Origin of the sequence: Aeromonas sp. FDAARGOS 1410, from assembly GCF_019048745.1 — a bacterium.
Classification (GTDB): domain Bacteria; phylum Pseudomonadota; class Gammaproteobacteria; order Enterobacterales; family Aeromonadaceae; genus Aeromonas; species Aeromonas jandaei.
This window is the reverse complement of the sequence record NZ_CP077401.1, coordinates 1,444,725-1,470,444: the sequence shown is the minus strand read 5'-3', so window position 1 is coordinate 1,470,444 and position 25,720 is coordinate 1,444,725. Positions and strand designations below refer to the sequence as shown.

Here is a 25,720-nt window from a genome sequence, read left to right as displayed (position 1 = left end):
GTTCTCTTTTTTATCTGGAAATGAAATCTTGTCCCGTCATGGCCTGCCAGCCAACCCGCAACGCATCCATGGTCTCCCGCACATCGTGAACCCTGATAATCCTGGCTCCGTGCTGCATGCCGATAAGGGCACAAGCCAGACTGCCAGCCAGACGTTCACCCACAGGGCGGTTCAGCAGGTTGCCTATCATAGACTTTCGCGACATTCCCACCAAGAGCGGAAGACCATAGTCAAGCAACTCTCGCTGGGCGGCCAGCAGCTGATAGTTGTGTGCCAGCGTCTTGCCAAAACCGTAGCCCGGATCCAGCAGCAGCTGCTCACGGGCTATTCCTGCGGCCAGGCTAGCTGCGATCCGTTCGTCAAAGAAGACTTTCACCTCCCCGACCAGGTCATCATAGTGCGGCTCGACCTGCATGGTTCTCGGCTGCCCCTGCATATGCATCAGGCAAACCGGAACGCGCGCTTCAGCGGCAGCATCAAGCGCTCCCGGCTCCAGCAGCGCCCTCACATCGTTGATCAAATGAGCCCCAGCCTTGCAGCCTTCTCTCATTACTACCGCCTTGGAGGTGTCAAGCGAGAGCATCACATCACATTCGCTCACCAGTCGTTCAACAACCGGGATAACCCTGTCCAGCTCCTCCTGCTCACTCACATCCGGCGCTCCCGGACGGGTTGACTCGCCGCCGATATCGATAAGGGTCGCCCCATCCGCCACCATTTGACGGGCATGGGCCACAGCCCGTTCAATCTGGTTGAAATGGCCGCCATCGGAGAAGGAGTCGGGAGTCACATTGAGGATCCCCATCACATGGGGACGTTCGAGAGAGAGGCTAAGCCCCTTGCTAATCAGCTGCATCTTCACTTCCATTCGCAAAATAAAAACCCCGGGCAAGCCCGGGGTTTTCAACAACAGGATTTATTTAGCCGGGATGTCGTTGGCCTTGTCGATATTGGCATCCGCAGCCGGAGCACTCTCGTCCGCAGCTGCCTGCTTGGGCTCGGCTGCAACAGTTGATCCGCCTTGTGGCGTATCTCCGTGCTCGTCGTGCCAGTTGCTCGGGGCACGAACCTCGCGACGAGCCATCAGATCATCGATCTGCTTGGCATCGATGGTTTCGTACTTCATCAGCGCATCTTTCATGCTGTGCAGTACATCCATGTTATCCAGCAGGATCTGCTTGGCGCGGTCGTAGTTGCGATCAATGACCTGCTTCACTTCGGCATCGATGATACGAGCCGTGTCGTCGGACATGTGCTTGGCCTTGGCCATGCTGCGACCGAGGAACACCTCGCCATCTTCTTCCGCATAAAGCATCGGGCCGAGACGCTCGGACATACCCCACTGGGTCACCATCTTGCGGGCGATGTCGGTAGCTCGCTCGATATCGTTGGACGCACCGGTCGATACCTTCTCGGCACCGTAAATCAGCTCTTCCGCCAGACGACCGCCATACAGGCTGGAGATCATGGACTCCAGATGCTGCTTGGAGTGGCTCCAGCGATCCTGCTCAGGCAGGTACATGGTCACACCCAGCGCACGGCCGCGCGGAATGATGGAAACCTTGTAGACAGGGTCATGATCCGGCACCACGCGACCGATAATGGCGTGACCAGCTTCGTGATAGGCCGTCATCTCCTTCTCGGACTCTTTCATCACCATGGAGCGGCGTTCTGCGCCCATCATGATCTTGTCCTTCGCCTTCTCAAACTCTGCCATGGAGACCACACGGCGGCTCTCGCGAGCAGAGAAGAGCGCAGCTTCGTTGACCAGGTTGGCCAGATCAGCACCGGAGAAGCCGGGAGTACCACGGGCAATCAGCGCCGGGTTGACATCATCAGCCAACGGAACCTTGCGCATGTGCACTTTCAGGATCTGTTCGCGACCACGAACATCTGGCAGACCAACCACAACCTGACGGTCGAAACGGCCCGGACGCAGCAGTGCAGGATCCAGTACGTCAGGACGGTTGGTGGCGGCGATGACGATGATGCCTTCATTGCCTTCAAAGCCATCCATCTCGACCAGCATCTGGTTAAGAGTCTGCTCACGCTCATCGTGACCACCGCCCAGACCGGCGCCACGCTGGCGACCGACGGCGTCGATTTCATCGATGAAGATGATGCAGGGGGAGGATTTCTTGGCCTGCTCGAACATGTCGCGTACCCGGGAGGCACCGACACCCACGAACATCTCCACGAAATCGGAACCCGAGATGGTGAAGAAAGGCACCTTGGCCTCACCCGCAATGGCCTTGGCCAGCAGGGTTTTACCGGTACCGGGAGGGCCTACCAGCAGTACGCCGGTCGGGATCTTGCCACCCAGTTTCTGGAATTTGCTCGGGTCGCGCAGATAGTCGACCAGCTCCTTCACCTCTTCCTTGGCTTCATCGCAACCTGCAACATCGGCAAAGGTAGTCTTGATCTGATCTTCACTCATCAGGCGAGCCTTGCTCTTGCCAAACGACATGGCACCTTTGCCACCGCCGCCCTGCATCTGACGCATGAAGAAGACCCAGACACCGATCAGCAGCAGCATCGGGAACCAGGAGATGAAGATTGAGGTCAGCAAAGACGGCTCTTCCGGCTTCTCGCCCATCACTTTGACGTTGTGATTGAGCATGTCGTTGAGGAGCTGGGGATCCGGCGCCGGAATGATGGTGGTGAAACGCTCACCAGTACGCTTGACGCCATTAATGACCTTACCGTCCATCCGCACTTCACGGATCTGCTCTTGGGTCACCTCTTTAACGAAGCTGGAATAGTCCAGCTGGCGACTTGAGGTATCGCTGGGGCTGAAGCTATTGAACACCGACATCAACACGACGGCGATGACCAGCCACAGGATTAAATTTTTCGCCATGTCACTCAAATCAGTAACCTCGCAGACTGACAGTTAACGATGAAGGTTAGGGTACTACAGTTTAAAACCGGTAGCCACAATGTAGACTTCCCGTGAACGAGCGCGGGACGAGTCTGGTTTACGAATCTTGACAGTGGTAAAAAGTTGACGCATTTCATTGAGATAGGCATCAAACCCCTCTCCCTGAAACACTTTCACCACGAAACTGCCGTCACCGCGCAATACCTGATTGCACATGTCCAGCGCCAGTTCGACCAGATACATGGAACGGGCCTGATCCACCTGCTGGGTACCGCTCATGTTAGGCGCCATGTCGGACATGACGACATCTACCTTGTCCGGGCCGACCCGTTCCAGCAGCGCGCCCAGTACAGCTTCCTCCCGAAAGTCGCCCTGAAGGAAATCGACACCGGCGATGGAATCCATCGGCAGAATATCGCAGGCGATCACCCGCCCCTTGTCACCGACCTGATCGATGGCGAACTGGGACCAGCCACCGGGGGCCGCCCCCAGATCCACCACCGTCATGCCCGGCTTGAGCAGTTTGTCCTTGCCCTGGATCTCGTCGATCTTGAACACGGCACGGGATCTCAGTCCCAACTTCTGGGCTTTTTTGACGTATTGATCGTCAAAATGCTCTTTTAACCAGCGGGTTGAACTGGGGGAATGTTTTTTCTGGGTCATGATAATCGACTTTAAAAAACCACAAGGGTTATTAGTATTAAGGGCTAAGTGGGGGTAGAATACGCCCCTTTCAACCCTGACTTATGAAGAAATTGCGATGATTCTCAACAACAAACAGAAACAGTACCTCAAGGGCCTTGCCCACAGCCTCAAACCTGTCGTCCTGCTGGGTCAGCATGGTCTGACCGAAGGCGTACTGGCCGAGATCGATCTGGCACTGAACCATCACGAGCTGATCAAGGTTAAGGTTGCGTCTGAAGATCGTGAGATGAAACAACTGGTTATGGATGCCATCGTCCGTGAAACCGGTTCAGTCAAAGTACAGAGCATGGGCCATGTGCTGACCATTTATCGTCAGGCTAACGAACCCAAGATCCAGCTGCCCCGCAAATAAAAGGAAAGAGCGCTGCTCTTTCCTTCTTCCACTTCTTCCCGAGTCGCTTGCCAAAGTAGTCGCCAACCCCTTAACCTGCGATGAATACTTCCGGACACGCGCTATGGCTCACCATCAAATTCTAACCGACGATGAGCTGGCCATGCTGCGGGACTTGGGGAGCAATCAGGAGAGTCATCTCCTGAGTGGTCACCTCGACGGCCCCATGCTTGGCTTGCTGCAAAAAGCCGATAACCTCGTACTCGAAGCCCGCTTCGCAGGACACCAGTTACGCTTTCCCCTCACCTTTACCCAAAGAGAAGATGGCTTTATCGAGCCACGTCTATCTGCTCCGGTGATCAGGGAGCTGGGGTTTGCCCGTCCTCGCGCCTGGCGACTCAGCCAGAAAGCGCGGTTGCATACCGAGCAAGGGCACTATCAGGTGCTCAGCCTCTCCCTCAACGGGCTCATCGTCGAGAACATGCCTCTCGGCATGGTGGCGGATACACAGCTCAACGGCGAACTCTGTCTCGATGAGGAAGAACCTCTGCCACTGCAGGGACGATTGGTCAGGTTAATCAAATCCAACCCGGCCAGCACCACCTGGGCGATCAGCTTCCAGATGAGCGAAAGCGACATAGAGCGCCTGCGCCACTGGTTGTTTCAACGTCATCAGGATGCCTTTACCGAGGCCTATCAGGCCGGGTAAAGAGAAACAGGGGAGCACCCGCTCCCCTGTCCCATCAAATACTGCAGCGCTTAGAGATAAGCGACTTCCAGCACTTCGTACTCCACGTCACCAGCCGGAGTCTTGACGATGGCCACATCGTCAACTTCCTTGCCGATCAGGGCACGGGCAATCGGTGAATTGACGGAGATAAGGTTCTGTTTGATGTCGGCCTCATCATCACCCACGATGCGGTAGACAACCTCTTCCTCTGTCTCGCTCTTGAGCAGGGTCACGGTCGCGCCAAAAATGATGCGGCCATTGTTGGTCATCTTGGTGACATCGATCACCTGGGCATTGGAGAGCTTGGCTTCAATCTCCTGAATGCGGCCTTCACAGAACCCCTGCTGCTCGCGGGCAGCATGGTATTCGGCGTTTTCCTTCAAATCACCGTGCTCACGGGCATCGGCAATCGCTTCGATAATCTGGGGACGCAGCTCGGTCTTGAGATATTCGAGCTCTTCGCGCAGCTTCTCAGCACCGCGAACAGTCATCGGAGTATGGTTCATAGTCGAAACCTGGGTTGCTTGAAAATAGAAGCTGCGGCGATCAGCAAGAAAGCCGCAGCAGTCGGTTCGGATGAGGCATCTTAATATGAAGCCGGCACAAAATCCATGTCAGCTCCCTGATGCAGATCTCGCTTTGCGACTCATCATCACTCTGCTTTCGGCACCGAGATGGGTGACGAGACAGTGGGCTTGCCCTGCATGATGGAGATCTCCACGCGCCGGTTCGCCCGCCGGTTCTCCGGGGTATTGTTGGGCAGCAGCGGCTGGGAATCTGCCATCCCCTGCACCACCAGCCGCCCCTGATCAAAACCGGGCACCTTGATCATCTGGTGAGCGACCGCTACCGCACGCTGGGTTGAAAGCTCCCAGTTTGACTGGAACAACTCGTCATGGGTTGCCACGTTATCGGTGTGGCCAGAGATGGTGATCTCCCCCGGCACATCCTTGAGCAACTCGGCAACTTTACGGATAACAGGCCAGAATTGAGGCTGCAGAAAAGCCGATCCGGCAGGAAATGACGCCTTCTCCCGGATCCTGATGATGATCTGCTGACCCAGCGCCTCAATTTCAATCGCCCCATCCTGGATCTGGGACTTCATCTGTTCGGCGAGCGCTTTGGCCAGCTCATTGGATTGTTGCTGCGCCTGGTGCGCATCCTGAGCCGTATCACCACCGGTCTGCTTGCCATCGGTTTTGTCCTGCCCGCCAGCCTGATCCGACTCGCCGGGCAGAAACTCCAGCTCGGTCTGGGTCATGTCGATTGTCTGCTGCATGATGGTATCGATAGGGGTCGGCTCCGGCCGGCCCGGTCGAAACTCCTGGGCAATCACCGAGGTCCCCTTGGGAATATCCTTCACTTCCAGAATATTCTGCACGCCGAATGCCTTCTCCATGGAGCCGGCAATCTGCTTGAACTTCTGTACATCCATCTCGGCAAACGAGAGCAGCAGCACGAAGAAGCACATCAATAGCGACATCAGATCGGCGAAAGTCCCCATGTAACCGGGCAACCCCGGTGGCGGACATTTGCATTTGGACATAAAGCCCCCTACTCCGCGCCGTTATTGCGTTTGGATTGATGCAAATAGTTCTGCAACATGGTCTGGATCACCCGCGGATTCTGTCCATCCTGAATCCCCATGATGGCATCGAGGATCAATGTGCGGCAGAGCCGCTCCTCGCCACTGCGCAGCTCCAGCTTGTCGGCAATGGGAATCGCTATCATGTTGGCCTCGATAGCGCCATACAGGGTCGTGAGCAATGCCACCGCCATGGCCGGGCCGATGGACTTGGGATCGCTCATGTTTGCCAGCATGGCCACCAGCCCCACCAGCGTACCTATCATGCCCATGGCCGGGCCGAGATCCCCCAGAGTACGGAACACCTTGATGGCGATAACATGACGCTCGGAGGTCAGCTCGATATCCTTCTCCAGCACGCCACGCACCACATCGGCATCGTGACCATCCACCAACATATCGATCCCTTTTTTCATAAAGGGATTGGGGATTTCCGCCGCTTCCAGCGCCAGAAAGCCCCCCTTGCGGGATGCATCGGCCAGCTCAACCGCCTTGGTAATGAGATCTTCCAGCTTGTCGCCCTTGTACATAAAAGCTTTGCCGGCCACCTTGAACGCCATCAGGAACTGGCCAAGGTTGAACTTCATCATGGCGATAAAGATGGAGCCCAGAATGGTGATATAGACAGAGGGCATGTCCACATACATGGTGACGGGGCCACCCAGCAGCATGCCGTATATCACCACACCGAAGCCCAGCACTATGCCTATCAGACTACCTAGATCCACGTCCTACTCCTGTCACCTGTGCTGATGCACTATTATACGCCGTTGAATTTTCTGCTATTGCGGCCCCGGCGGCAAGTTTCCATCCGAAGGGGGAGACAGCTCATTATCGACCGATTTGTCGAGAGTTTGCGGCTCTGGCGTTTTCAGCCTCCCCCCGCTGGGCGGTCGATGTTAATATAAGCCGTTTTTTTCAATCCCCGAGGATGGACATGGCCAGTAAAAAAATCGACCGTCTGAGTTTTGATGCCACTCTGGAAGAGCTGGAAACCATCGTTCATCAGCTGGAGCAAGGTTCCCTCCCGCTGGAAGAGGCGCTCAAGCAATTCGAGCAAGGAGTCCATCTGGTGCGTGCCGGCCAGCAGAAGCTGGAACAGGCAGAACAGAAGATCCAGATCCTGCTGAGCAAAGCCGATGGCAGTGACCAGCTTGCCCCCTTCCAGCCAGAACAAGGAGAAGAGTGAGTGGCGCTGGACCATTTTTCCCGTCTGCATCGTCAGCGTATTGACGACTGTCTGTCAGCACAACTTGAATCCTTGCCCGCCATGGCGCCGCGCCTGCGCGATGCCATGAAATATGGCTTGCTGCTGGGCGGCAAGCGGGTTCGTCCTTTTCTGGTCTACGCCGTCGGCGAGATGCTGGGGGTAAAGAGCGAACTGCTCGATGGCCCGGCCGCTGCGGTGGAGTGCATCCACGCCTACTCGCTGCTGCACGACGATCTGCCCGCCATGGATGACGACGATTTGCGTCGCGGCCAGCCGACCGTTCACAAGGCCTTTGATGAAGGCACCGCGATTCTGGCGGGTGATGCCCTGCAGACGCTGGCGTTCTCCATTCTGGCCGATCACCCCATGCCAGAGACACTGCTGACCAACCGGGTGCGCATGCTGAGCACCCTCGCCCGTGCTTCCGGTTATCTCGGTATGTGCGGCGGTCAGGCGCTGGATCTGCAAGCGGAAGGTCGCCGGATCACGCTCGCCGAGCTGGAGCAGGTACACCGCCACAAGACGGGGGCACTCATCGAGTGTGCCGTCACTCTTGGCGCCCTGTGCAAGGAGAATGTGGACGAAGCGACCCTGACGGCGCTGCAAACCTATGCCTCCGCCATCGGCCTCGCCTTCCAGGTGCAGGATGACATCCTCGACATCACAGGAGACACCGCCACCCTGGGCAAACCGCAAGGCTCCGATCTGGCGCTGGAGAAGAGTACCTATCCGGCCCTGCTTGGACTCGAAAACGCCCGTGAGCTGGCTCGCGAACTGCACGGTAAAGCCTTAACAGCCCTGCAATCCTTGCCCTACAATACCGACATTCTGGAAGCGTTCGCCGATTACATCATCGAGCGAACCCACTAAACGCTGGATAACAGTTAAAAAATGAGCGTTGATATTAGCAATTTCCCCAACCTGGCCCTCGCGGACACCCCGATAGAGCTGCGTTCCCTGCCCAAAGAGCGGCTACCGGTGCTGTGCAACGAGCTGCGCGAATATCTGCTGCGCTCTGTCAGCCGCTCCAGCGGACACTTTGCCTCCGGGCTCGGCACGGTCGAACTGACCGTGGCCCTGCACTACGTCTACAACACCCCGTTCGATCGGCTGATCTGGGACGTGGGCCATCAGGCCTATCCCCACAAGATCCTGACCGGACGCCGTGACCAGATCCACACCATCCGACAGAAGGACGGTCTGCACCCCTTCCCCTGGCGTGGCGAGAGCGAGTACGACGTGCTCTCCGTCGGCCACTCCAGCACCTCCATCGGTGCCGCACTCGGTATGGCGGTTGCCGCCGAGAGTGAAGGGCTGGGTCGCAAGGTCGTTGCGGTGATCGGTGATGGCGCCATCACAGCGGGGATGGCTTTTGAAGCGCTCAACCACGCCGGCGATGTCCATAAAGACATGCTGGTGATCCTCAACGACAACGAGATGTCCATCTCAGAGAATGTCGGCGCGCTCAACAACCATCTGGCCCGGGTCATGTCCGGCAAGCTCTACACCACCATCCGCGAAGGCGGCAAGAAGGTGCTGGCCGGTCTGCCACCGGTCAAGGAGCTGGCCAAGCGAGCCGAAGAGCACCTCAAGGGGATGGTGGTGCCCGGCACCCTGTTCGAGGAGTTCGGCTTCAACTACATCGGCCCCATCGACGGTCACGATATCGAGGCTCTGGTCGAGACCCTGCGCAACATGCGCAATCTCAAGGGGCCGCAGCTGCTGCACGTCAAGACCAAGAAGGGCAAGGGCTACGAGCCGGCAGAGAAAGACCCCATTGGTTATCACGCCGTGCCCAAGTTCAATCCGGACGAGTGCGCCCTGCCCAAGGCGAGTGGTGCCAAGCCCACCTTCTCCGCCATCTTCGGCCAGTGGCTGTGTGACATGGCGGCCAAAGACGAAAAGCTGGTCGGCATCACCCCTGCCATGCGCGAAGGCTCCGGGCTGGTGAAATTCAGCCAGCAGTATCCGGATCGCTACTTCGATGTGGCTATTGCTGAACAACATGCGGTCACTTTTGCTGCCGGTCTTGCCATCGCCGACAAGAAACCGGTGGTTGCCATCTATTCGAGCTTCCTGCAACGGGCCTATGATCAGGTGATCCACGACGTAGCGCTGCAGGAACTGCCGGTGCTGTTCGCCATCGACCGGGCCGGTCTGGTGGGCGCCGATGGCCCGACCCATCAGGGCGCGTTCGACATCAGCTTCCTGCGCACCGTGCCCAACATGGTGATCATGACCCCCTCCGACGAGAACGAATGCCGTCAGATGCTCTATACCGGCTATCGCCATCAGGGGCCTGCCGCGGTGCGCTACCCACGTGGCAGCAGCCTGAGCGATACCCCCATCTCGCAGGAGATGCAGGCGCTGGAGATTGGCAAGGGACGCATCATTCGAGAGGGCAAAGGCACCGCCATTCTGGCGTTTGGCACTCTGCTGCAACACGCCAAAGCGGCGGCCGAAGCGCTCGATGCCACCCTGGTGGACATGCGCTTCGTCAAACCGATGGATGAGGCGCTGGTGCTGTCGCTGGCGGCCAGCCACGATCAGTTCGTCACCATCGAAGACAATGCCATCATGGGCGGCGCCGGTTCGGCGGTGAACGAGCTGCTGATGCGCAATAAGCAGTGCAAGCCGGTGCTCAACCTCGGCCTGCCGGATCGCTTCGTGGAACAGGGTACCCAGCAGGAGATCTATGCCCTGCTCGGTCTGGACGATGCTGGCATCCAGCGCAGTATCGAAAGCTGGCTGCAAGCCTGATAACGTTCAAAGCTATCAATAAAAGAAGGGCGCCTCATTGGCGCCCTTTTTATTCTTCATAATCTAGAACCTGTTCAAGGACTGTCGCGAGAAGGCTGTCAACAAGGTAAAGAGCAGCGCAGGAACCGGAGTGTATGTGAATACATGAGGATTCCGAGCAGCACATGAGCCTTGATCACGGCCTCGCAGTAAGTTCTTGCTCAGGTTATCAACCTTTGTAGATCTTGGGGTTAAACACATCCCGCAACCAGTCACCCAGCAGGTTGATGACCAGCACCAGCACCACCAGACAGATACCCGGGAAAGCGGTGATCCACCAGGAGCCGGAGAAGATGTAGTTGAAGCCGACGCTGATAAGCGAACCGAGCGAGGGCTGATCAACCGGCATCCCCAGACCGAGGAAGGAGAGTGCCGCCTCACTCATGATGGCGTTGGCCACCTGCACGGTGGAGATAACCAGAATGGGCGACAGGCAGTTGGGCAAAATGTGGCGGAACATGATGCGCGGAGCGCGGAACCCCATCACCTTGGCCGCCTCCACATACTCCTTCTTCTTCTCCGCCAGCACCGAGGCGCGCACGGTACGGGCGTACTGCGGCCACTCGGCGATCCCGATGATCACCACCAGCATCACGATGGCAAAGCGCGAGTAGAACTCGGAGCCAAAGGTCGCCTGAAAGATGGCGGAGATGATGATCGCCACCATCATGGTGGAGAACGACAGCTGCACGTCGGCAAAGCGCATCAAGAGGTTATCGATACGACCGCCAAAGTAGCCGGCGATCAAACCGATGACGATCCCCAGCACCAGCTGCAGCCCCACCGCAAACAGACCGATGGTGAGGGAGATACGGGCACCATAGAGGATGGTGCTCCAGATATCCCGCCCCTGGTTGTCGGTGCCGAGCCAGAAGCGCTCTTCGCCGCCATCCAGCCATGAAGGAGGCAGTTCGGCATCCATCAGGTCGAAGCTGGTCTGGTCATAGACGTTGTGCGGGGCGATCCAGGGGGCCAGCAAGGCAGCCACCACGAACACCACGAACACCGCAAAGCTGAACATGGCTACCTTGTCCCGCAGGAAGTAGTAGACGATGTCGGAGTTCTTGAAACGTGCCCAACGGCTTGGGCTTGCAGTTACAGCGTTACTCATGCTTACCCCTTGGCAGTCAGGTTAACGGTCGGGTTGATCAACCCGTAGAGCAGGTCGACCAGAGTATTGGTCACCACGAAGATCAAGCCCACGAAGATGACGTAGGCGGTGATCAGCGGGGTATCGACCCGGTGGATCGCCTCGAGGAACAGGAAACCGGTCCCCGGCCACTGGAACACGCTCTCGGTCAGGATGGTGTAGGCCACCATGGTGCCGATCTGCACACCACCGACGGTAATGACCGGCAGCATGGTGTTCTTCAGGGCGTGCTGGTAGTAGACCTTGTTGTTGTCCAACCCCTTGGCACGAGCGAACTTGACGTACTCGGAGGAGAGCTGCTCCAGCATTTCGGAGCGCACCAGCCGGATAAACAGCGGCAGCATGATGGAAGAGAGCGACACCGCCGGCAGGATCAGGTGTTTGATACCGTCCCAGGTGAAGAATCCCGACTCCCAACCCAGCAGGTTGCGGGTCTCGCCGCGACCATAGGCCGGCAGCCAGCCCAGCTGGATGGAGAAGAGATACATCAGCATGATGGCGGTCAGGAACACCGGGATCGAAATGCCGATACTGCTCCCCGCCATGATGATCTTGGTGGGAATGCTGCGCGGCCGGATCGCCGAATAGACACCAAGTGGAATGGAGACCACGACGATGATGAGCGCGGCGGCAAAGACCAGCTCAAGGGTAGCTACCAGCTTGTCGAGGATCACCTCAAGAGCCGGTCGCTTGAAAAAGTAGGAAGTACCCAGATCCCCGTGCACCGCATTTTTCAAAAAGCGGCTGTATTTGACGAGGAAGGGATCGTTGAGGCCCATCTTCTCGCGCAATTCGTGGCGCTGGGCTTCGGAGACGGATTGTCCCACCAGCTCGCGCAACGGATCCCCCAGGTTGTCCTGGATGGAGAAGGCGACCAGGCTGATGACGAACATCACTATCACGGCCTGATAGAACCGTTTCAGCAGGAATGTAAACATGCTTGTCCTTCTACGTGGCCTGTGTCGTGGCACAGGCTTCTGTTAGCAGGCGGAGTGGCCAGCTGACCACTCCGCCCCGTCCTTCCTTGTGACGTTCGCTTACTTGCCGACCACCAGATCGCCGAAGTAAGGGAAGTTCATCACGTTGACCACCGGCTTGATGTCGACGTTCTTCTTGGCGCCATAGGCCAGATCTTCCCAGTGCAGCGGCACATAAGCTGCATCCTCGATCACCATGGCTTCCACCTTCTTCAGCATCTCGGCACGCTTGGCCGGATCTGTCTCGGCGTTGGCCTGCTCGACCAGCTTGTCAGCCTCTGCGTTGGCATAGCCGGCGCAGTTGTACTGACCCATACCGGTCTTGGCATCCTTGGTGAAGGTCAGGAACTCGAAGAAGTTCGCGGTATCTTCAGTGTCGGAGTGCCAGCCAATCATCTGCATGTCGGCGGCGCACTTGTCAAACTCCGGCCAGTACTGGGCCACCGGCATGGTCTTCAGATCCACCTTGATGTTGATCTTGGCCAGCATGGCGGAGACAGCCTGGGCAATCTTGACGTCGTTGACGTAACGGGCAGCCGGGGCGATGAAGGTCATCTTGAAGCCCTTCTCCTGACCGGCTTCTTTCATCAGCTGCTTGGCTTTGGCCAGATCATACTGGGGCACCAGTGCTTCGTTGTGACCGGCATAGCCTTTCGGGCTCAGCTGGCCGGCAGGGGTACCGAAGCCCTTGTTGATCTTCTCGACGATACCCACCTGGTTGATGGCGTAGTTGATCGCCTGGCGCACGCGCTTGTCTTTCAGCGCCGGGTTGGTGTTCTGGTTCAGCTCGATGATGATGGCGCGGGTACCGGACAGGGTGACCAGCTGGGAGTCCTTGCCATTCTTCACCCGCTCCAGATCGTTCGGCGCAACCGGGTAGATCACATCCACGTCACCACCCAGCAGAGCGGCTACGCGGGTCGCGTCTTCCTTGATCGGCACCACGGTCAGGTTCTCGACGTTACCCTTGGAGGCCTTGTCCCAGTAGTTGGGGTTGCGGGCATAATCGAGCTTCACGCCCTGCTCGCGGAACTTGACGGTGAACGGGCCGGTACCGGAGACGTGGGTAGAGGCGTAGGAGTCGCCGTTCTTGACGATCTCGGCCTTGTCTTTGCCCGCTTCGGTCTTGCCGGTATAGAACTTGGAGTCCATCGGGAAGATGTAGGTGACGGTCTGCAGGATCAGCGGGAAGGGCTTCGCGGTGATCAGATCGACGGTGTAGTCATCTACCTTCTTCACTTCGACGATGGGGTCGAAGATCGCCTTGAAGTCGACAGAGGACTTCAGACGGTTGACGGTCCATACCACGTCATCGGCGGTAAAGTCGTTACCGGAGTGGAACTTGACCCCTTTGCGCAGGTGGAAGCGGACGGTCTTGTCGTCAACACGCTCATACTTCTCGGCCAGACGCGGCTCGAATTTCAGATCCTGGGTGTAACGCATCAGGGGATCGAATACCAGGTGCGACATCTCCAGGGTCTGACCGGAGAGCTGCTCCTGCGGATCCAGCGAGGTGGCATCGGAGGCGACACCTACCTTGATATCAGCAGCAGAGACGCTGAAGGCGAAACCGGCGGCAAACAGCGCCAGGGCAATCTTGGAAAATCCTTTCTTCATCTTTTTCTCCATGCTTTTGGCTTTTTTATTAACGAACAACGGGTTTGAGCGACCATCCGGCGCACCGGCGCTCTCCTAGCTTGCGATTTCCAGCCCCTCGCGGGACATTCCCTTGAACTCCGGCATGAGGGAGATCAGCTTGCGGCTGTACTCATGCTCGGCATTGGTAAAGAGTTTCTCGGTCTCGGCCACCTCCACCAGATGACCGTGCTGCATCACCCCGATGCGATCGCACATCTGGCGGATCACCGGCAGATCGTGGCTGATGAACAGCATGGTGAGCTTGAGCTCCTGCTGCAGATCCTTGAGCAAATTGAGGATCTGGGCCTGTACCGACACATCCAGCGCCGAGGTCGGCTCGTCGCAGATGAGGAAACGGGGGCGGGTCGCCAATGCGCGGGCAATAGAGATGCGCTGACGCTGACCACCGGAGAACTCGTGGGGATACTTGACCCCGGCACCGCGGCCAAGACCGACGTGATCCAGCAGATCCCCGACAATCCCCTCGATCTGGCTCTCGCTGCTCGCCAGCTGATGGAAGCGGATCGGCTCGGCGATGATGTCGCGCACCTTCATCCGCGGGTTCATCGACGAATAGGGGTTCTGGAACACCATCTGCATCTGACGACGCAGGGGGCGGCGCTCGCGCTCGCTCTTGAGGGCAGTCAGATCGATCCCCTCAAAGACGATTTTGCCGGTATCAGGCGGATAGAGACCGGTGATGGCGCGGGCAATGGTCGATTTACCTGAGCCCGACTCCCCCACCAGACCGAAGGTTTCACCCTCGAAGATCTCGAAGCTGATGTTGTTGCAGGCACGCACATACTGGCGGCGGCTCGGGAAGATGGAGTCCTTGGTGACAAACTTCAGATCGACGTTCTCCACCCGCAGCAGCGCCCCTTCATAGGCACGCTCGTCCTGACTCTGACCGAGCCAATGGGTCTTTAGGTCGATATTGGCATCCGGCGCACTGGCATCCTCGATATAGGAGACCAGCGGGAAGCGCACCAGCTTCACATCCGAGCGGGGCACCGCCGAGATGAGGCTGCGGGTATAGGGGTGATTGGGGCTGCCCAGCACCTGTTCGGTGCGGCCAAACTCCACCAGATCGCCGCGATACATCACCGCCACCTTGTCGGTGACGTTGGAGACCACGCCCATGTCGTGGGTCACCAGCATGCAGCCCACCTGACGCTCCTTGCAGAGGGTGCGGATAAGCTGGAGGATCTGATCCTGGATGGAGACGTCCAACGCCGTGGTCGGCTCGTCGGCGATGATGAGTTCAGGATCGCCGGAGAGGGCGATGGCAATGACCACCCGCTGGCGCATGCCACCGGAGAACTGGTGCGGATACTGCTTGATGCGCAGCTCCGGGCTCGGGATACCGACCGCCTTCATCAGATCCAGAGCCTTGGCAAAAGCCGCCTCGCGTGACAAATCAGTGTTGGCCAGAATGGTCTCGACCAGCTGATGCTCAACGGTGAACAGCGGGTTGAGGGAGGTCATCGGATCCTGAAAGATAAAGCCGATGCGTGAACCACGGATGGCCCGCATCTCGTTCTGGCTCTTGCCGGAGATAAGCTCGCCATTGAGGTAGATGTCGCCACGGGCGATGCGACCGGGCGGGCTCAGGAGATCGATGACGGCGTTGCCGATGGTGGATTTGCCGGCACCGGACTCACCCACGACGCCGACAATCTCCCCTTTTTCGATGGAGAAAGAGAGATCCTTCACTGCGGCCAGTACCCCGTAGCGGGAGGGATACTCGATCCGCAAGTTCTTTACTTCGAGCAAGGACATGTTTACCTCTGCGGGGGACATCCGTCCCAAATAATTCGTCCATAAATCGGCCGCAGATGCCGGTGCTGCTCAGGGCAATTAATGCTCAATCCGTGTAGCAGTTAAACCAGCGATCCGGGCGGGTTTTTTGCATTTTTTTGGAATAACCCGCGAGTAAATTAGACGGTTTGCCCACGGGTGTAAATGATTGAGTTATACAATTCCGCAATGTTTTGCGCAGATAACCACCATTTCCATAGCGAAAAATGATGACTATAGTCACAAAAACGGCCCGCATATCCATATACCTACCGCTAGCATTACTTTAATTTCAACAAGAACGCAACAAGCAGCATTTATCACTATTCTCCATTCACGGTAAGGCCCCGAATGAGTAGTGAATATTTATGTGAAATGGATGATATACGGCAGCATATGCCGATGAATGAAAATTAGGCAGATATAAATCGGGGAGTGCTGTAACAGTCACTCCCCGGGAGAGGGCAATCAAGCGAGCCAGGCGGCCAGTAATTGCATACAAATGAGGGCGAACAGAGCGGCAATCAGATCGTCCAGCATGATGCCGAGGCCACCGTGGATACGGCGATCAAACCAGGAGATGGGCCAGGGTTTGAGCACATCGAACAGGCGAAACAGCAGAAAGCCCGCCAGTACCCACTCCCAACCGGCCGGCGCCGCTATCATGGTGACGCCAAAGCCGATCACCTCGTCCCAGACGATGGCGCCGTGATCCGGCATGCCGATGGCATCGGTGGCGCTCTGGCAGATGCGGATACCGATCAGGAATCCCACCACCAGCAGGGCGATAAACCAGGAGGTCGGCAAACCGCTCACCAGCAGGTAGAGCGGGATGGCAGCGATCGTCCCCATGGTACCCGGCGCTTTGGGGGAGAGACCGGAGCCAAAGCCCACCGCCAGAAAGTGGAGCGGATTCTTCAGATCCAGTCGTTTCAGCTCGGGCTTTATCATGAACAGACTCATGCGAAGTGATCCCACCCTTTCAGTTGCAGCTCGACCGGCTGCTCGCCACGCAGGTACTCGATGCCCGGTTCACCCGCCACGATGCGGCCGATGCGGGTGAACCTGACCCCGCTGTGGGCCAGCGCGGTATCGAGCGCGCCGTGATGCTCCTGCGGTACGGTGAAGCAGAGCTCGTAGTCATCGCCGCCGGCCAGCGCCAGCTGCCACGCATCCTGCTCGCTCACCGCATCCTGCAGCACCGGCGAGAGCGGCAGCAGATCGAGATCGATCTGGGCTCGCACGCAGGACGCCTTGAGGATATGGCCGAGATCCGATGCCAGCCCGTCAGAGAGATCCAGCGCACTGCCCGCCAGTCCGCGCAGCGCCTGTCCGGCCAGAATACGGGGATGGGGATGGTCGAGGCGCGGCAGCACGGCCGCCAGCTGGTTCTCGTTGAGGGTGCGTTTGCCCAGCAGGTGGGAGAGCGCCAGGGCGGCATCTCCCAGAGTGCCAGTCACATAGATACCGTCACCGGCTTTGGCACCGCTGCGCATCAGGGCGCGACCGGCAGGCACCGATCCCTTGACCGACACCGTGATGGAGAGCGGCCCGCGGGTCATGTCTCCGCCCACCAGCGCCACGTTGTAGTACTCGGCAAGCTCCAGGAACCCTTCGGCAAAGCCGGCGACCCAGCTCTCGTTGATGGCCGGCAGCGTCAGCGCCAGCGAGACCCAGCGCGGTTCGGCCCCCATGGCGGCGAGATCGGAGAGATTGACCGCCAGCGCCTTGTAGCCGAGATCGACCGGATCCATGTCGGGGAAGAAGTGCACGCCGCTGACCAGGGTATCCGTGCTCACCGCCAGCTGGGTGTCGGGGGGCAGGGTCAGCAGGGCGCAGTCATCTCCAGGGCCCATCACCACGTCCTTGCGAGCGTGGGGGACCTTGAAGTACTTATCAATCAGCTCGAATTCACCCATACAGTAAAAAGCCAGCGATAAGCTGGCTCCTCTATTAGATGCTGATGAACGCAGCTATCAGCGCTTGTCCAGCGACTTGATTACCTTGTCCAGTACACCGTTGACAAACTTGTGGCTGTCATCGGCAGCAAAAGCTTTGGCCAGCTCGATCGCTTCGTTGATGACCACACGCGGCGGCACATCATCACGACGGGTCAGCTCATAGGTCGCCAGACGCAGGATCGCCTTGTCCACCATGTCCACTTCTTCCAGCGGACGGGAGAGGAAAGGTGCGAAGACCTTGTCCAGCTCGTTGCAGTGGAGCGATACCCCGAACAGCAGATCGCGGAAGTAGTTCAGGTCTACACCCTTGGTGTCCTGATCGATCTTGAACTGCTCTTCGATGTCACCCACGTTGGCCTTGGTCATCTGCCACTGGTAGATGGCCTGGGTGGCGCAATGACGGGCTTTACGGCGCTCAGACGGTTTCAATGCATTTCTCCTCGTTACACGTCCAGTTCTTTCAGGACGTTGATCATTTCAAGCGCTGCCAGTGCAGCCTCTGCACCCTTGTTACCCGCCTTGGTACCTGCACGCTCGATGGCTTGTTCAATATTTTCGGTAGTCAGCACGCCGAAGGCGACGGGGATTTCATACTCCATCATCACCTGGGCCATGCCTTTGCTGTTCTCGTTTGCCACCAGATCGAAGTGGTAGGTGCCGCCACGGATGACAGTACCGACCGCCACGATGGCGTCATATTTGCCGCTCTTGGCCAGCTTCTTGATAACCAGCGGCATTTCAACTGCGCCCGGTACTTTCACCAGAGTCAGATTGCTGTCCTGCACTTGACCTTGACGCTTCAGGACGTCTACTGCACCACTCACCAAGCTGTCGTTGATGAAGCTGTTGAAACGGGCAACGACAATGGCAACGCGCGCCTCGGGAGCGGCAATGTTTCCTTCGATAACCTTCATTGGAAATCCTGTATCTGTGAAAGCAAAAGGGCCGGAGTCAAAAGTGCGCACATTCTAGCACAACAGACCCACGACAAAAACCATGGCCGCAACGAGCGGCCATGATCGCCAATTCAACGGGCCGGCGTGGTCATGCGCCGGCATACTCCACGGCTTGCCGAGGACGGATAACGGCCTCTGCAAGCCGCAGCTATGGCTGTTATTCGCCTATGTATTCAACTACTTCCAGACCGAAACCGCCGAGGGCATGGTACTTCTTCGGCGAGCTCAGCAGGCGCATCTTGCTTACGCCAAGGGCCTTGAGGATCTGGGAGCCGACGCCCACCCGACGCGAAGTACCCTGCCACTTGGCTCCTTCCGGCGCCAACCCCTTGTCGGCGGCTTCAAAACCCTTGACCCGGGCCAGCAGCTCGGCGCCGTGGGCTTCCGCCCCCAGGATCACCAGCACCCCGCCCTCGTCAGCGATACGGGCCATGGATTTGGGCAGCGGCCAGCTGCGGGCAGCGTGGCGATCGGTCAGCAGCAGATCGCTCAGCACATCGTGCAGATGGACGCGAACCAGCGTCGGCTGATCGGCCTGTACCTCACCCTTTTTCAGGGCAAAGTGCACCTGATTGTCGATGGTGTCGCGGAAGGTGATGAGGTCAAACTCGCCAAACTCGGTGGGCAGCTTGCACTCGGCCACCTTCTCGACCGTGGTCTCGTGCTGGTTGCGGTACTCGATAAGGTCGGCGATGGTGCCGAGCTTGATGCCGTGCTCCTCGGCGAAGATCTCCAGGTCAGGACGGCGCGCCATGGTGCCATCTTCATTGAGGATCTCGACGATGACGGCGGCAGGCTCGAAACCGGCCAGACGGGCCAGATCGCAGCCGGCTTCAGTGTGGCCGGCACGGGTCAGCACGCCGCCATCCTGCGCCATCAGCGGGAAGATGTGGCCCGGCTGCACCAGATCAGCCGCCTTGGCATTGGCCGCCACAGCCGCCTGCACGGTCACTGCGCGATCAGCGGCGGAGATACCAGTGGTCACCCCTTCTGCCGCCTCGATGGAGACGGTGAAGGCGGTGGAGAACTGGGCATTGTTGCGATCCACCATCAGCGGCAGCGCCAATTGCTTGCAGCGATCCCGGGTCAGGGTCAGGCAGATGAGGCCACGGCCGTAGCGGGCCATGAAGTTGATATCCTCCGGACGGACACAGGAGGCGGCCATGATGAGGTCCCCTTCGTTCTCCCTGTCTTCGTCATCCATCAGGATCACCATCTTGCCAGCCTTGATGTCGGCAATGATTTCCTGGGTTGTGCTCAGCGCCATGGGCTACTCCATCTGTCTATTTGGGGATTGAGCCCGCAGGCTCAACGGGAATGCGAGATATGCTGCTCTAGATTGGGGCGCATGGCCCCATTTCAATCGGAGCGGGATCACAGAAAATCGTTTTGGTCGGGGCCAACACCCCGACCATCAGAGAAAACCGGCCTTGGCCAGCTTGTCCAGAGTCAGGGTGGAGGCGCTGCTCTCCTGACTCTTGCCCATCATCAATCGCTCCAGATAACGGGCGATCTGATCGACCTCGAGGTTGACCTTGTGACCCGGCTTCCAGCTGGCGATGGTGGTCTCCTGCGCGGTGTGGGGCACGATCGTCAGGCGGAACAGGTCGCCCTGTACCGCGTTGACGGTGAGGCTGATGCCATCCACCGCAATGGAACCTTTCTCGGCGATGTAGCGGGAGAGCTCGCCCGGCGCCTTGATCCAGTACTCGATGGCGCGGCCGCTGCTGGAGACGCTTTTCACCTCCCCTACCCCGTCCACGTGGCCGGAGACCAGATGGCCGCCGAGACGGGAGGTGGGCATCAGCGCCTTCTCGAGGTTGACCCGATCGCCCACTCTGGCGGCGGCAAAGCCGGTACGGGAGAGGGTTTCCAGCGACACATCGGCGGTATAGCTCTTGTCGCCCAGCGCCACGACGGTGAGGCAGACGCCGTTGGTTGCGATGGAGTCGCCCAGCTTGACGTCGCTAAAATCCAGGCCCGGGGCGTGCACGGTGAGGGCCATGTCCTCCCCCTGACGACGCAGTTCGGCCAGGGTCCCCACCGCTTCGATAATTCCGGTAAACATGCAGATCACCTTGCTGATGACGGGGGCAGCAGCTGCCCCCTTGAACATTGAAAGATCAGGCTATTTTGGCGGTAATGCGAATATCCGGCCCCACCATGCGCACATCCTTGATGGCGAGCTTGGGCGCCTGGAACAGCCGGGTCAGGCCGGGCAGATGGAACAGGCCGCGCCCCTCGTCGCCCATCAGTTTGGGCGCCTGATAGAGCACCAGCTCATCCACCAGCCCTTTTTCCAGCAGAGCGCCGCACAGCCGCGGCCCCGCCTCAACCAGCACCGAGTTGACGTTCTGCTTGGCCAGCAGCATGAAGAGGCTGACCAGATCCAGCTTGCCATCCAGCAGCGGCAGCTCCAGCTGCTGCACCCACGCGGGCCACTCGCCGGACGCCTTGTGACGGGCCAGCAGCACCGGGCTCTCGCTCTGGAACAGCGGCAAGTCGGGAGTGAGGCGGTTTTGCGAATCGACGATGACTCGCAGCGGCTGGCGCAGGGTCTCTTTGGGATAACTCGCCTTGACCGAGGGGGGCAGCTCGTCCCAGCGCACGGTCAGGGAGGCGCCATCGGCCAGCACGGTTTCGGCGCTGGAGAGCACCGCATCGTGGCGGGCCCGCAGTCGCTGCACGTCACGGCGCGCATCCGGGGAGGTGATCCACTGGCTCTCGCCGCTCGCCATGGCGGTGCGGCCATCGAGACTGGCCCCCAGCTTGACGGTCACCCGCGGGAAGGCGGTCCGCATCCGCTTGAAAAAGCCCGGGTTGAGCGCTTCGGCTTCGCTTGCCAGCAGGCCGAAATCGGTCTTGATGCCCGCTTCGGAGAGCATCCGCAGGCCGCGCCCACCCACCTGGGGATTGGGATCGACCATGGCCGCTACCACCCGGGCCACCCCGGCGTTGATCAGCGCCTCGGCGCAGGGGGGAGTACGACCGTGGTGAGAGCAGGGTTCGAGGGTCACATAGGCGGTGGCGCCACGGGCGTTGTCACCGGCGGCGCGCAGGGCGTAGACCTCGGCATGGGGCTCGCCCGCCTTCTGATGCCACCCTTCACCAACCACCACGCCATCTTTCACCAGCACGGCGCCGACGCAGGGGTTGGGGGCCGTAGTGTAACGGCCGCGGCGGGCCAGCTCGAGGGCCCGACTCATCCATTGGTAATCATCTTGACTAAACATCCGGGCTCCTGTTTCCAGCAACGTATCCCGCGTGGTGCAGCAATCTGATGAGTTGCGTTCTTTTATCTCTTGCCGCTCACCAGCTTATCGCCAACAACATCGGGCAGATCGGCCATGGCATTTCCCGCCATGACGGCAGGCGCCGACTCGCAGGTTGCGGTCGCACGCCCTCAAATTTTTTCACCAGCGAAACAATGCTCAGCCTGGATGTTTCACTGGCGTAACAGTCCACTTGCCAGCCGGCAGCCAGCGTGGCGGCACCGGCCGGTCATGCCCCCTCCGATCCGGGAGGGGTTCGCAGCCGTTACTTCTCCAGCTTGGCGATCTCTTCACCAAACTCGCGGATATCTTCAAAGCTGCGATAGACGGAGGCAAAGCGGATATAAGCCACCTTGTCCAATCCCTTGAGCTCGTCCATCACCAGATTGCCCACCAGCTGGGAGGCAACTTCCCGCTCGCCGGTGGCGCGCAGGCGTGACTTGATGTGGTTGACCGCCTTTTCGATGGCCTCCATGCTCACCGGACGCTTCTCCAGCGCCCGCAGGATACCGGCCCGCAGCTTGTCCTCGTTGAACGGCTCGCGCGAGCCGTTGGACTTGATGACGCGGGGCATCACCAGCTCGGCCATCTCGAAAGTAGTGAAACGCTCATGACAGAGCAGGCATTCGCGACGGCGGCGCACCTGATGGCCTTCGGCCACCAGACGGGAATCGATCACCTTGGTATCAACGGCACTACAGAAAGGGCAATGCATCTGACCTCCGGCGTTAACAAAACGGGGCACCCGCCAACAGCTGCGGGTGTTAGGTCGGCCAGTGTAGCACGGCCATCCAACCGCGGTAAAAAGCGCAAAAACGTGATTTTCCCAGTCGTTATCGCCAAGGAGGCGGCTCAGTCGTCATAAGGCAGGCTATCGGGATCACAATCCTGATAATCGGGAGCGGGATCGACCACAAACCGCACCGCATCGATATGGCTGTGGCCCAGCAGCAATGCCTTGCCGATCCTGTGCATGCCATCCATCACCCGACCGGCGCTGTCGAGAATGATCGGATAGGCGAGATCCGCCGCCATGATGAGCTGGCAGTGCTCGACCACGCTGCGCACCGTGGGACTGGCGCTGCCATGGCCATACCAGTGATCGCGATCGAGCTCGGCAATCTCGCTCAATGCCACGGCCTGCAGCGGCAGATCACGGCTCAGTCGTACCAGCCGCCGTACATCCCACGCCAGCAGCCCCTGCTCACTGGCACGGAAGTGATACTGGGCGCGGATTGCCAGCCGAAGCTGCGCCTCCAGCGCCTTGTCCCGCTCTGTGCAGGAGTATGCCTCTTCGCTCTGCATCTTCTCTTCGCGGTTCAATCTCATCCCTCCCCTGTTGCCCAACACCATAAAAAACAATGCCACCCGAGGGTGGCATTGGTCTCAAACCGGATGGTCTGACTTATCAGCCATAGACCGGGAAGCGGCGGCAGATATCCAGCACCTTCTCGCGTACGGTGGCCAGCACGGCATCGTTGTCGTGGTTGTCCAGTACGTCGCAGATCCAGTGGGTCAGCTCGATGGACTCGGCTTCCTTGAAACCGCGGCGGGTGATGGCCGGAGTACCGATCCGCACACCGGAGGTGACGAACGGGGAGCGCGGGTCGTTGGGCACGGAGTTCTTGTTGACGGTGATGTTGGCTTTGCCCAGCGCAGCGTCAGCATCCTTACCGGTCAGCTCGCGGCCGATCAGATCAACCAGCATCAGGTGGTTGTCGGTACCGCCGGAGACGATCTTGTAACCGCGCTCGATGAAGGTGGCAGCCATCGCCTTGGCGTTTTTCACGACCTGAGCCTGATAGGTCTTGAACTCCGGCTCCAGCGCCTCTTTGAAGGCAACGGCTTTGCCGGCGATGACGTGCATCAGCGGGCCACCCTGACCACCCGGGAAGACGGCGGAGTTGAGCTTCTTGTAGAGCTCCTCGTCGTCAGCGGCGGAGAGGATCAGACCACCGCGCGGACCAGCCAGGGTCTTGTGGGTGGTGGAGGTGACCACGTGCGCGTGGGGCACCGGGTTCGGGTAGACGCCAGCCGCGATGAGGCCTGCCACGTGAGCCATGTCAACAAACAGGTAGGCACCGACCTTGTCGGCGATTTCGCGCATGCGGGCCCAGTCAACGATGCCGGAGTAGGCGGAGAAGCCACCGATCATCATCTTCGGCTTGTGCTCGACAGCCTGACGCTCCATGTCGTCGTAGTCGATCTTGCCGGACTCATCGATACCGTAAGGAATGATGTTGTACAGCTTGCCGGAGAAGTTGACCGGAGAGCCGTGGGTCAGGTGACCGCCGTGGGCCAGGTTCATGCCCAGCACGGTGTCACCCGGCTGCAGCAGGGCCATGTAGACGGCGCTGTTGGCCTGGGAGCCGGAGTGCGGCTGCACGTTGGCGTAGGTGGCACCGAACAGCTCTTTGGCGCGCTCGATAGCCAGGGTTTCAACCACATCCACATACTCGCAACCACCGTAGTAACGCTTGGAGGGGTAACCTTCGGCGTACTTGTTGGTCAGCTGGGAGCCCTGGGCTTCCATGACACGGGGGCTGGTGTAGTTCTCGGACGCAATCAGCTCGATATGCTCTTCCTGACGACGGGTTTCGTCTGTGATGGCCTGCCACAATTGCGGATCATAATTGGCGATGGTCATGTCACGTTTCAACATCCGTTTCTCTCCTGAAAATCGTTTGCGCGATAGGTGAAGTGGGCCCGCGCATTGTAACGTGAGCTGGATCAAAGAGACAGTCCAACCACCTAAAAAAATGTTGAATTTATGTTATAAAAATCAGGAGCGCCTGCCCGCTCCGGCCTGCAATCGTGACTCAAAAAGTCTCATTCAACCCTGCTCTTTGACTGGGCAAAACCCGAAGGGGATCACAACGATCCCGTTAGCCTTCCGGTAACATCTTCATTCGAAACAAATTTCATCATGATGGAGCTGATTGCAGCCATGCATCCGAGGGGCTGCACCTAACCGGAGGAATTGAAGATGGACCATCTGCTCACCTTTCTGATCCTGGCGATCTTTTTTGTGTTTTACTGGGTCTACTACACCAGCCAGCGCAAGCATATCCCCACCAGCGCGTGGGAGGAGCTCCCGACCAGGATGGAGTATCTGGCGATCCACCCGGAGGCGGTCGATGGCGACATCATCTTCTGTCACCACTGCGGCCATCACGAATTGATGGAAGTGGGGCTGGTACATCTGGCAGATTATCGCCGCGAATGGGTCTGCGCCAAGTGCAAGCAGGTGCTCTTTCGCGATGACGATCCCCACTCTCTCTGATGTGCCAAATGGCACAAGGAACAGATAATGAAACAGTTACACGCCAGCTGCCTCTGTGGTGCCATCCACCTCACCCTGCCTGACCAGTTCGACTACATGGGCAACTGCCACTGCTCGGAGTGCCGCAAGTTTTCCGGCTCCGACTATGCCTCCGTCGGCGGACTGGATGGCAGCAAGGTCACCGTCACACAGGGCGAGGAGGCGCTGACACGCTACCGCAAATCGGCCGAAACCACCCTCGCCTTCTGCCGTAATTGCGGATCCAGCCTTTTTAGCGAAAAGCAGAGCAGCGGCAAGATCAACCTGCGGCTGGGGATCCTCGACGATGTGCCGACCCAGAGCCCCAACTTCCACATTTTTGTCGGCTCCAAAGCGCCCTGGCATCAGATTGGCGATGATTGTCCGCAGTTCGAGACCCGCCCCTGAACAGAACCGCCAGCCTGCA

At 58.8% G+C, this 25,720-nt stretch carries 27 protein-coding genes; 7 read left to right on the top strand and 20 right to left on the bottom strand.

Annotated features, from left to right (window positions below):
- Positions 1-10 precede the first annotated feature (10 nt).
- The 3 genes from folP to rlmE are packed head-to-tail and all read right to left on the bottom strand — an operon-like array spanning position 11 to position 3,544.
- Positions 11-856 (bottom strand): dihydropteroate synthase, encoded by an 846-nt coding sequence (gene folP / locus I6L40_RS07110; RefSeq protein WP_071912365.1) that lies wholly within the window; start codon positions 854-856, stop codon positions 11-13.
- 60 nt (positions 857-916) lie between these two features.
- Positions 917-2,869 carry an ATP-dependent zinc metalloprotease FtsH gene (gene ftsH / locus I6L40_RS07105; protein ID WP_071912367.1) on the bottom strand — a complete coding sequence of 651 codons (1,953 nt, stop codon included), beginning with the start codon at positions 2,867-2,869 and terminating at the stop codon, positions 917-919.
- 45 nt (positions 2,870-2,914) lie between these two features.
- Positions 2,915-3,544: a 23S rRNA (uridine(2552)-2'-O)-methyltransferase RlmE gene (gene rlmE / locus I6L40_RS07100; RefSeq protein WP_071912369.1), complete on the bottom strand. Its 630-nt coding sequence runs from the start codon at positions 3,542-3,544 to the stop codon at positions 2,915-2,917.
- A gap of 97 nt (positions 3,545-3,641) precedes the next feature.
- Here rlmE and yhbY point away from each other — a divergent pair, with 97 nt between their 5' ends.
- Positions 3,642-3,938 (top strand): ribosome assembly RNA-binding protein YhbY, encoded by a 297-nt coding sequence (yhbY, locus tag I6L40_RS07095; RefSeq protein WP_033114153.1) that lies wholly within the window; start codon positions 3,642-3,644, stop codon positions 3,936-3,938.
- A 103-nt stretch (positions 3,939-4,041) separates the two neighbouring features.
- Positions 4,042-4,626 (top strand): PilZ domain-containing protein, encoded by a 585-nt coding sequence (locus tag I6L40_RS07090; protein ID WP_071912370.1) that lies wholly within the window; start codon positions 4,042-4,044, stop codon positions 4,624-4,626.
- A gap of 50 nt (positions 4,627-4,676) precedes the next feature.
- Here I6L40_RS07090 and greA read toward each other — a convergent pair whose 3' ends face one another.
- The 3 genes from greA to pomA form a co-directional block, all read right to left on the bottom strand.
- Positions 4,677-5,153, bottom strand: coding sequence for a transcription elongation factor GreA (greA, locus tag I6L40_RS07085; protein ID WP_041207974.1), 477 nt, complete (start codon positions 5,151-5,153; stop codon positions 4,677-4,679).
- A 146-nt stretch (positions 5,154-5,299) separates the two neighbouring features.
- Positions 5,300-6,193 (bottom strand): flagellar motor protein MotB, encoded by an 894-nt coding sequence (locus tag I6L40_RS07080; RefSeq protein WP_071912372.1) that lies wholly within the window; start codon positions 6,191-6,193, stop codon positions 5,300-5,302.
- Positions 6,194-6,201: 8 nt separating this feature from the next.
- Positions 6,202-6,960: a flagellar motor protein PomA gene (gene pomA / locus I6L40_RS07075; protein ID WP_041207971.1), complete on the bottom strand. Its 759-nt coding sequence runs from the start codon at positions 6,958-6,960 to the stop codon at positions 6,202-6,204.
- Between the two features lie 209 nt (positions 6,961-7,169).
- Between pomA and xseB the strand changes: the two genes are divergently transcribed.
- From xseB to dxs, 3 genes are read left to right on the top strand one after another with little or no spacing between them, the layout of a single operon-like run.
- Positions 7,170-7,421: an exodeoxyribonuclease VII small subunit gene (gene xseB / locus I6L40_RS07070; protein ID WP_041207970.1), complete on the top strand. Its 252-nt coding sequence runs from the start codon at positions 7,170-7,172 to the stop codon at positions 7,419-7,421.
- Positions 7,422-8,312, top strand: coding sequence for a (2E,6E)-farnesyl diphosphate synthase (ispA, locus tag I6L40_RS07065; RefSeq protein ID WP_041207969.1), 891 nt, complete (start codon positions 7,422-7,424; stop codon positions 8,310-8,312).
- A gap of 21 nt (positions 8,313-8,333) precedes the next feature.
- The gene (gene dxs, locus I6L40_RS07060) at positions 8,334-10,202 is read left to right on the top strand and encodes a 1-deoxy-D-xylulose-5-phosphate synthase (RefSeq protein WP_071912373.1); all 1,869 of its coding nucleotides are present in this window, start codon (positions 8,334-8,336) and stop codon (positions 10,200-10,202) included.
- Positions 10,203-10,410: 208 nt separating this feature from the next.
- Here the strand turns inward: dxs and I6L40_RS07055 are convergent, their stop codons facing one another.
- The 14 genes from I6L40_RS07055 to glyA form a co-directional block, all read right to left on the bottom strand.
- Positions 10,411-11,352: an ABC transporter permease gene (locus I6L40_RS07055; RefSeq protein ID WP_033114145.1), complete on the bottom strand. Its 942-nt coding sequence runs from the start codon at positions 11,350-11,352 to the stop codon at positions 10,411-10,413.
- A 2-nt stretch (positions 11,353-11,354) separates the two neighbouring features.
- On the bottom strand, positions 11,355-12,329 hold the full coding sequence (locus tag I6L40_RS07050) for an ABC transporter permease (protein WP_041207966.1): 975 nt from the start codon (positions 12,327-12,329) through the stop codon (positions 11,355-11,357).
- 99 nt (positions 12,330-12,428) lie between these two features.
- Positions 12,429-13,985: an ABC transporter substrate-binding protein gene (locus I6L40_RS07045; protein ID WP_042032165.1), complete on the bottom strand. Its 1,557-nt coding sequence runs from the start codon at positions 13,983-13,985 to the stop codon at positions 12,429-12,431.
- Positions 13,986-14,060: 75 nt separating this feature from the next.
- Positions 14,061-15,785: an ABC transporter ATP-binding protein gene (locus tag I6L40_RS07040; protein WP_216995189.1), complete on the bottom strand. Its 1,725-nt coding sequence runs from the start codon at positions 15,783-15,785 to the stop codon at positions 14,061-14,063.
- Between the two features lie 486 nt (positions 15,786-16,271).
- Positions 16,272-16,766, bottom strand: a complete 495-nt coding sequence (locus I6L40_RS07035) for a phosphatidylglycerophosphatase A (protein WP_104015577.1) — start codon at positions 16,764-16,766, stop codon at positions 16,272-16,274.
- Positions 16,763-17,722, bottom strand: a complete 960-nt coding sequence (gene thiL / locus I6L40_RS07030) for a thiamine-phosphate kinase (RefSeq protein WP_216995188.1) — start codon at positions 17,720-17,722, stop codon at positions 16,763-16,765. The genes I6L40_RS07035 and thiL overlap by 4 nt, the downstream gene beginning before the upstream one ends.
- Before the next feature lie 57 nt (positions 17,723-17,779).
- On the bottom strand, positions 17,780-18,193 hold the full coding sequence (gene nusB / locus I6L40_RS07025; RefSeq protein WP_033114140.1) for a transcription antitermination factor NusB: 414 nt from the start codon (positions 18,191-18,193) through the stop codon (positions 17,780-17,782).
- Between the two features lie 14 nt (positions 18,194-18,207).
- Positions 18,208-18,678: a 6,7-dimethyl-8-ribityllumazine synthase gene (gene ribE / locus I6L40_RS07020; protein WP_033114139.1), complete on the bottom strand. Its 471-nt coding sequence runs from the start codon at positions 18,676-18,678 to the stop codon at positions 18,208-18,210.
- A gap of 199 nt (positions 18,679-18,877) precedes the next feature.
- A complete protein-coding gene (gene ribBA, locus I6L40_RS07015) occupies positions 18,878-19,987 on the bottom strand; it encodes a bifunctional 3,4-dihydroxy-2-butanone-4-phosphate synthase/GTP cyclohydrolase II (protein WP_043850107.1) in 1,110 nt (369 codons plus the stop codon).
- A gap of 147 nt (positions 19,988-20,134) precedes the next feature.
- The gene (locus I6L40_RS07010; RefSeq protein WP_033114137.1) at positions 20,135-20,788 is read right to left on the bottom strand and encodes a riboflavin synthase; all 654 of its coding nucleotides are present in this window, start codon (positions 20,786-20,788) and stop codon (positions 20,135-20,137) included.
- A 55-nt stretch (positions 20,789-20,843) separates the two neighbouring features.
- Positions 20,844-21,953: a bifunctional diaminohydroxyphosphoribosylaminopyrimidine deaminase/5-amino-6-(5-phosphoribosylamino)uracil reductase RibD gene (ribD, locus tag I6L40_RS07005; RefSeq protein ID WP_033114136.1), complete on the bottom strand. Its 1,110-nt coding sequence runs from the start codon at positions 21,951-21,953 to the stop codon at positions 20,844-20,846.
- A gap of 304 nt (positions 21,954-22,257) precedes the next feature.
- Positions 22,258-22,707 (bottom strand): transcriptional regulator NrdR, encoded by a 450-nt coding sequence (nrdR, locus tag I6L40_RS07000; RefSeq protein WP_033114135.1) that lies wholly within the window; start codon positions 22,705-22,707, stop codon positions 22,258-22,260.
- 137 nt (positions 22,708-22,844) lie between these two features.
- Positions 22,845-23,297 carry a hypothetical protein gene (locus I6L40_RS06995; RefSeq protein WP_216995413.1) on the bottom strand — a complete coding sequence of 151 codons (453 nt, stop codon included), beginning with the start codon at positions 23,295-23,297 and terminating at the stop codon, positions 22,845-22,847.
- A 103-nt stretch (positions 23,298-23,400) separates the two neighbouring features.
- Positions 23,401-24,654: a serine hydroxymethyltransferase gene (glyA, locus tag I6L40_RS06990; RefSeq protein WP_040068624.1), complete on the bottom strand. Its 1,254-nt coding sequence runs from the start codon at positions 24,652-24,654 to the stop codon at positions 23,401-23,403.
- A 324-nt stretch (positions 24,655-24,978) separates the two neighbouring features.
- Between glyA and I6L40_RS06985 the strand changes: the two genes are divergently transcribed.
- Together I6L40_RS06985 and I6L40_RS06980 are read left to right on the top strand one after the other, a co-directional pair.
- Complete coding sequence (locus tag I6L40_RS06985) at positions 24,979-25,275, top strand: hypothetical protein (RefSeq protein WP_071912380.1); 297 nt, start codon at positions 24,979-24,981, stop codon at positions 25,273-25,275.
- A 27-nt stretch (positions 25,276-25,302) separates the two neighbouring features.
- Positions 25,303-25,701, top strand: a complete 399-nt coding sequence (locus I6L40_RS06980) for a GFA family protein (protein ID WP_033114131.1) — start codon at positions 25,303-25,305, stop codon at positions 25,699-25,701.
- Positions 25,702-25,720: the final 19 nt, after the last annotated feature.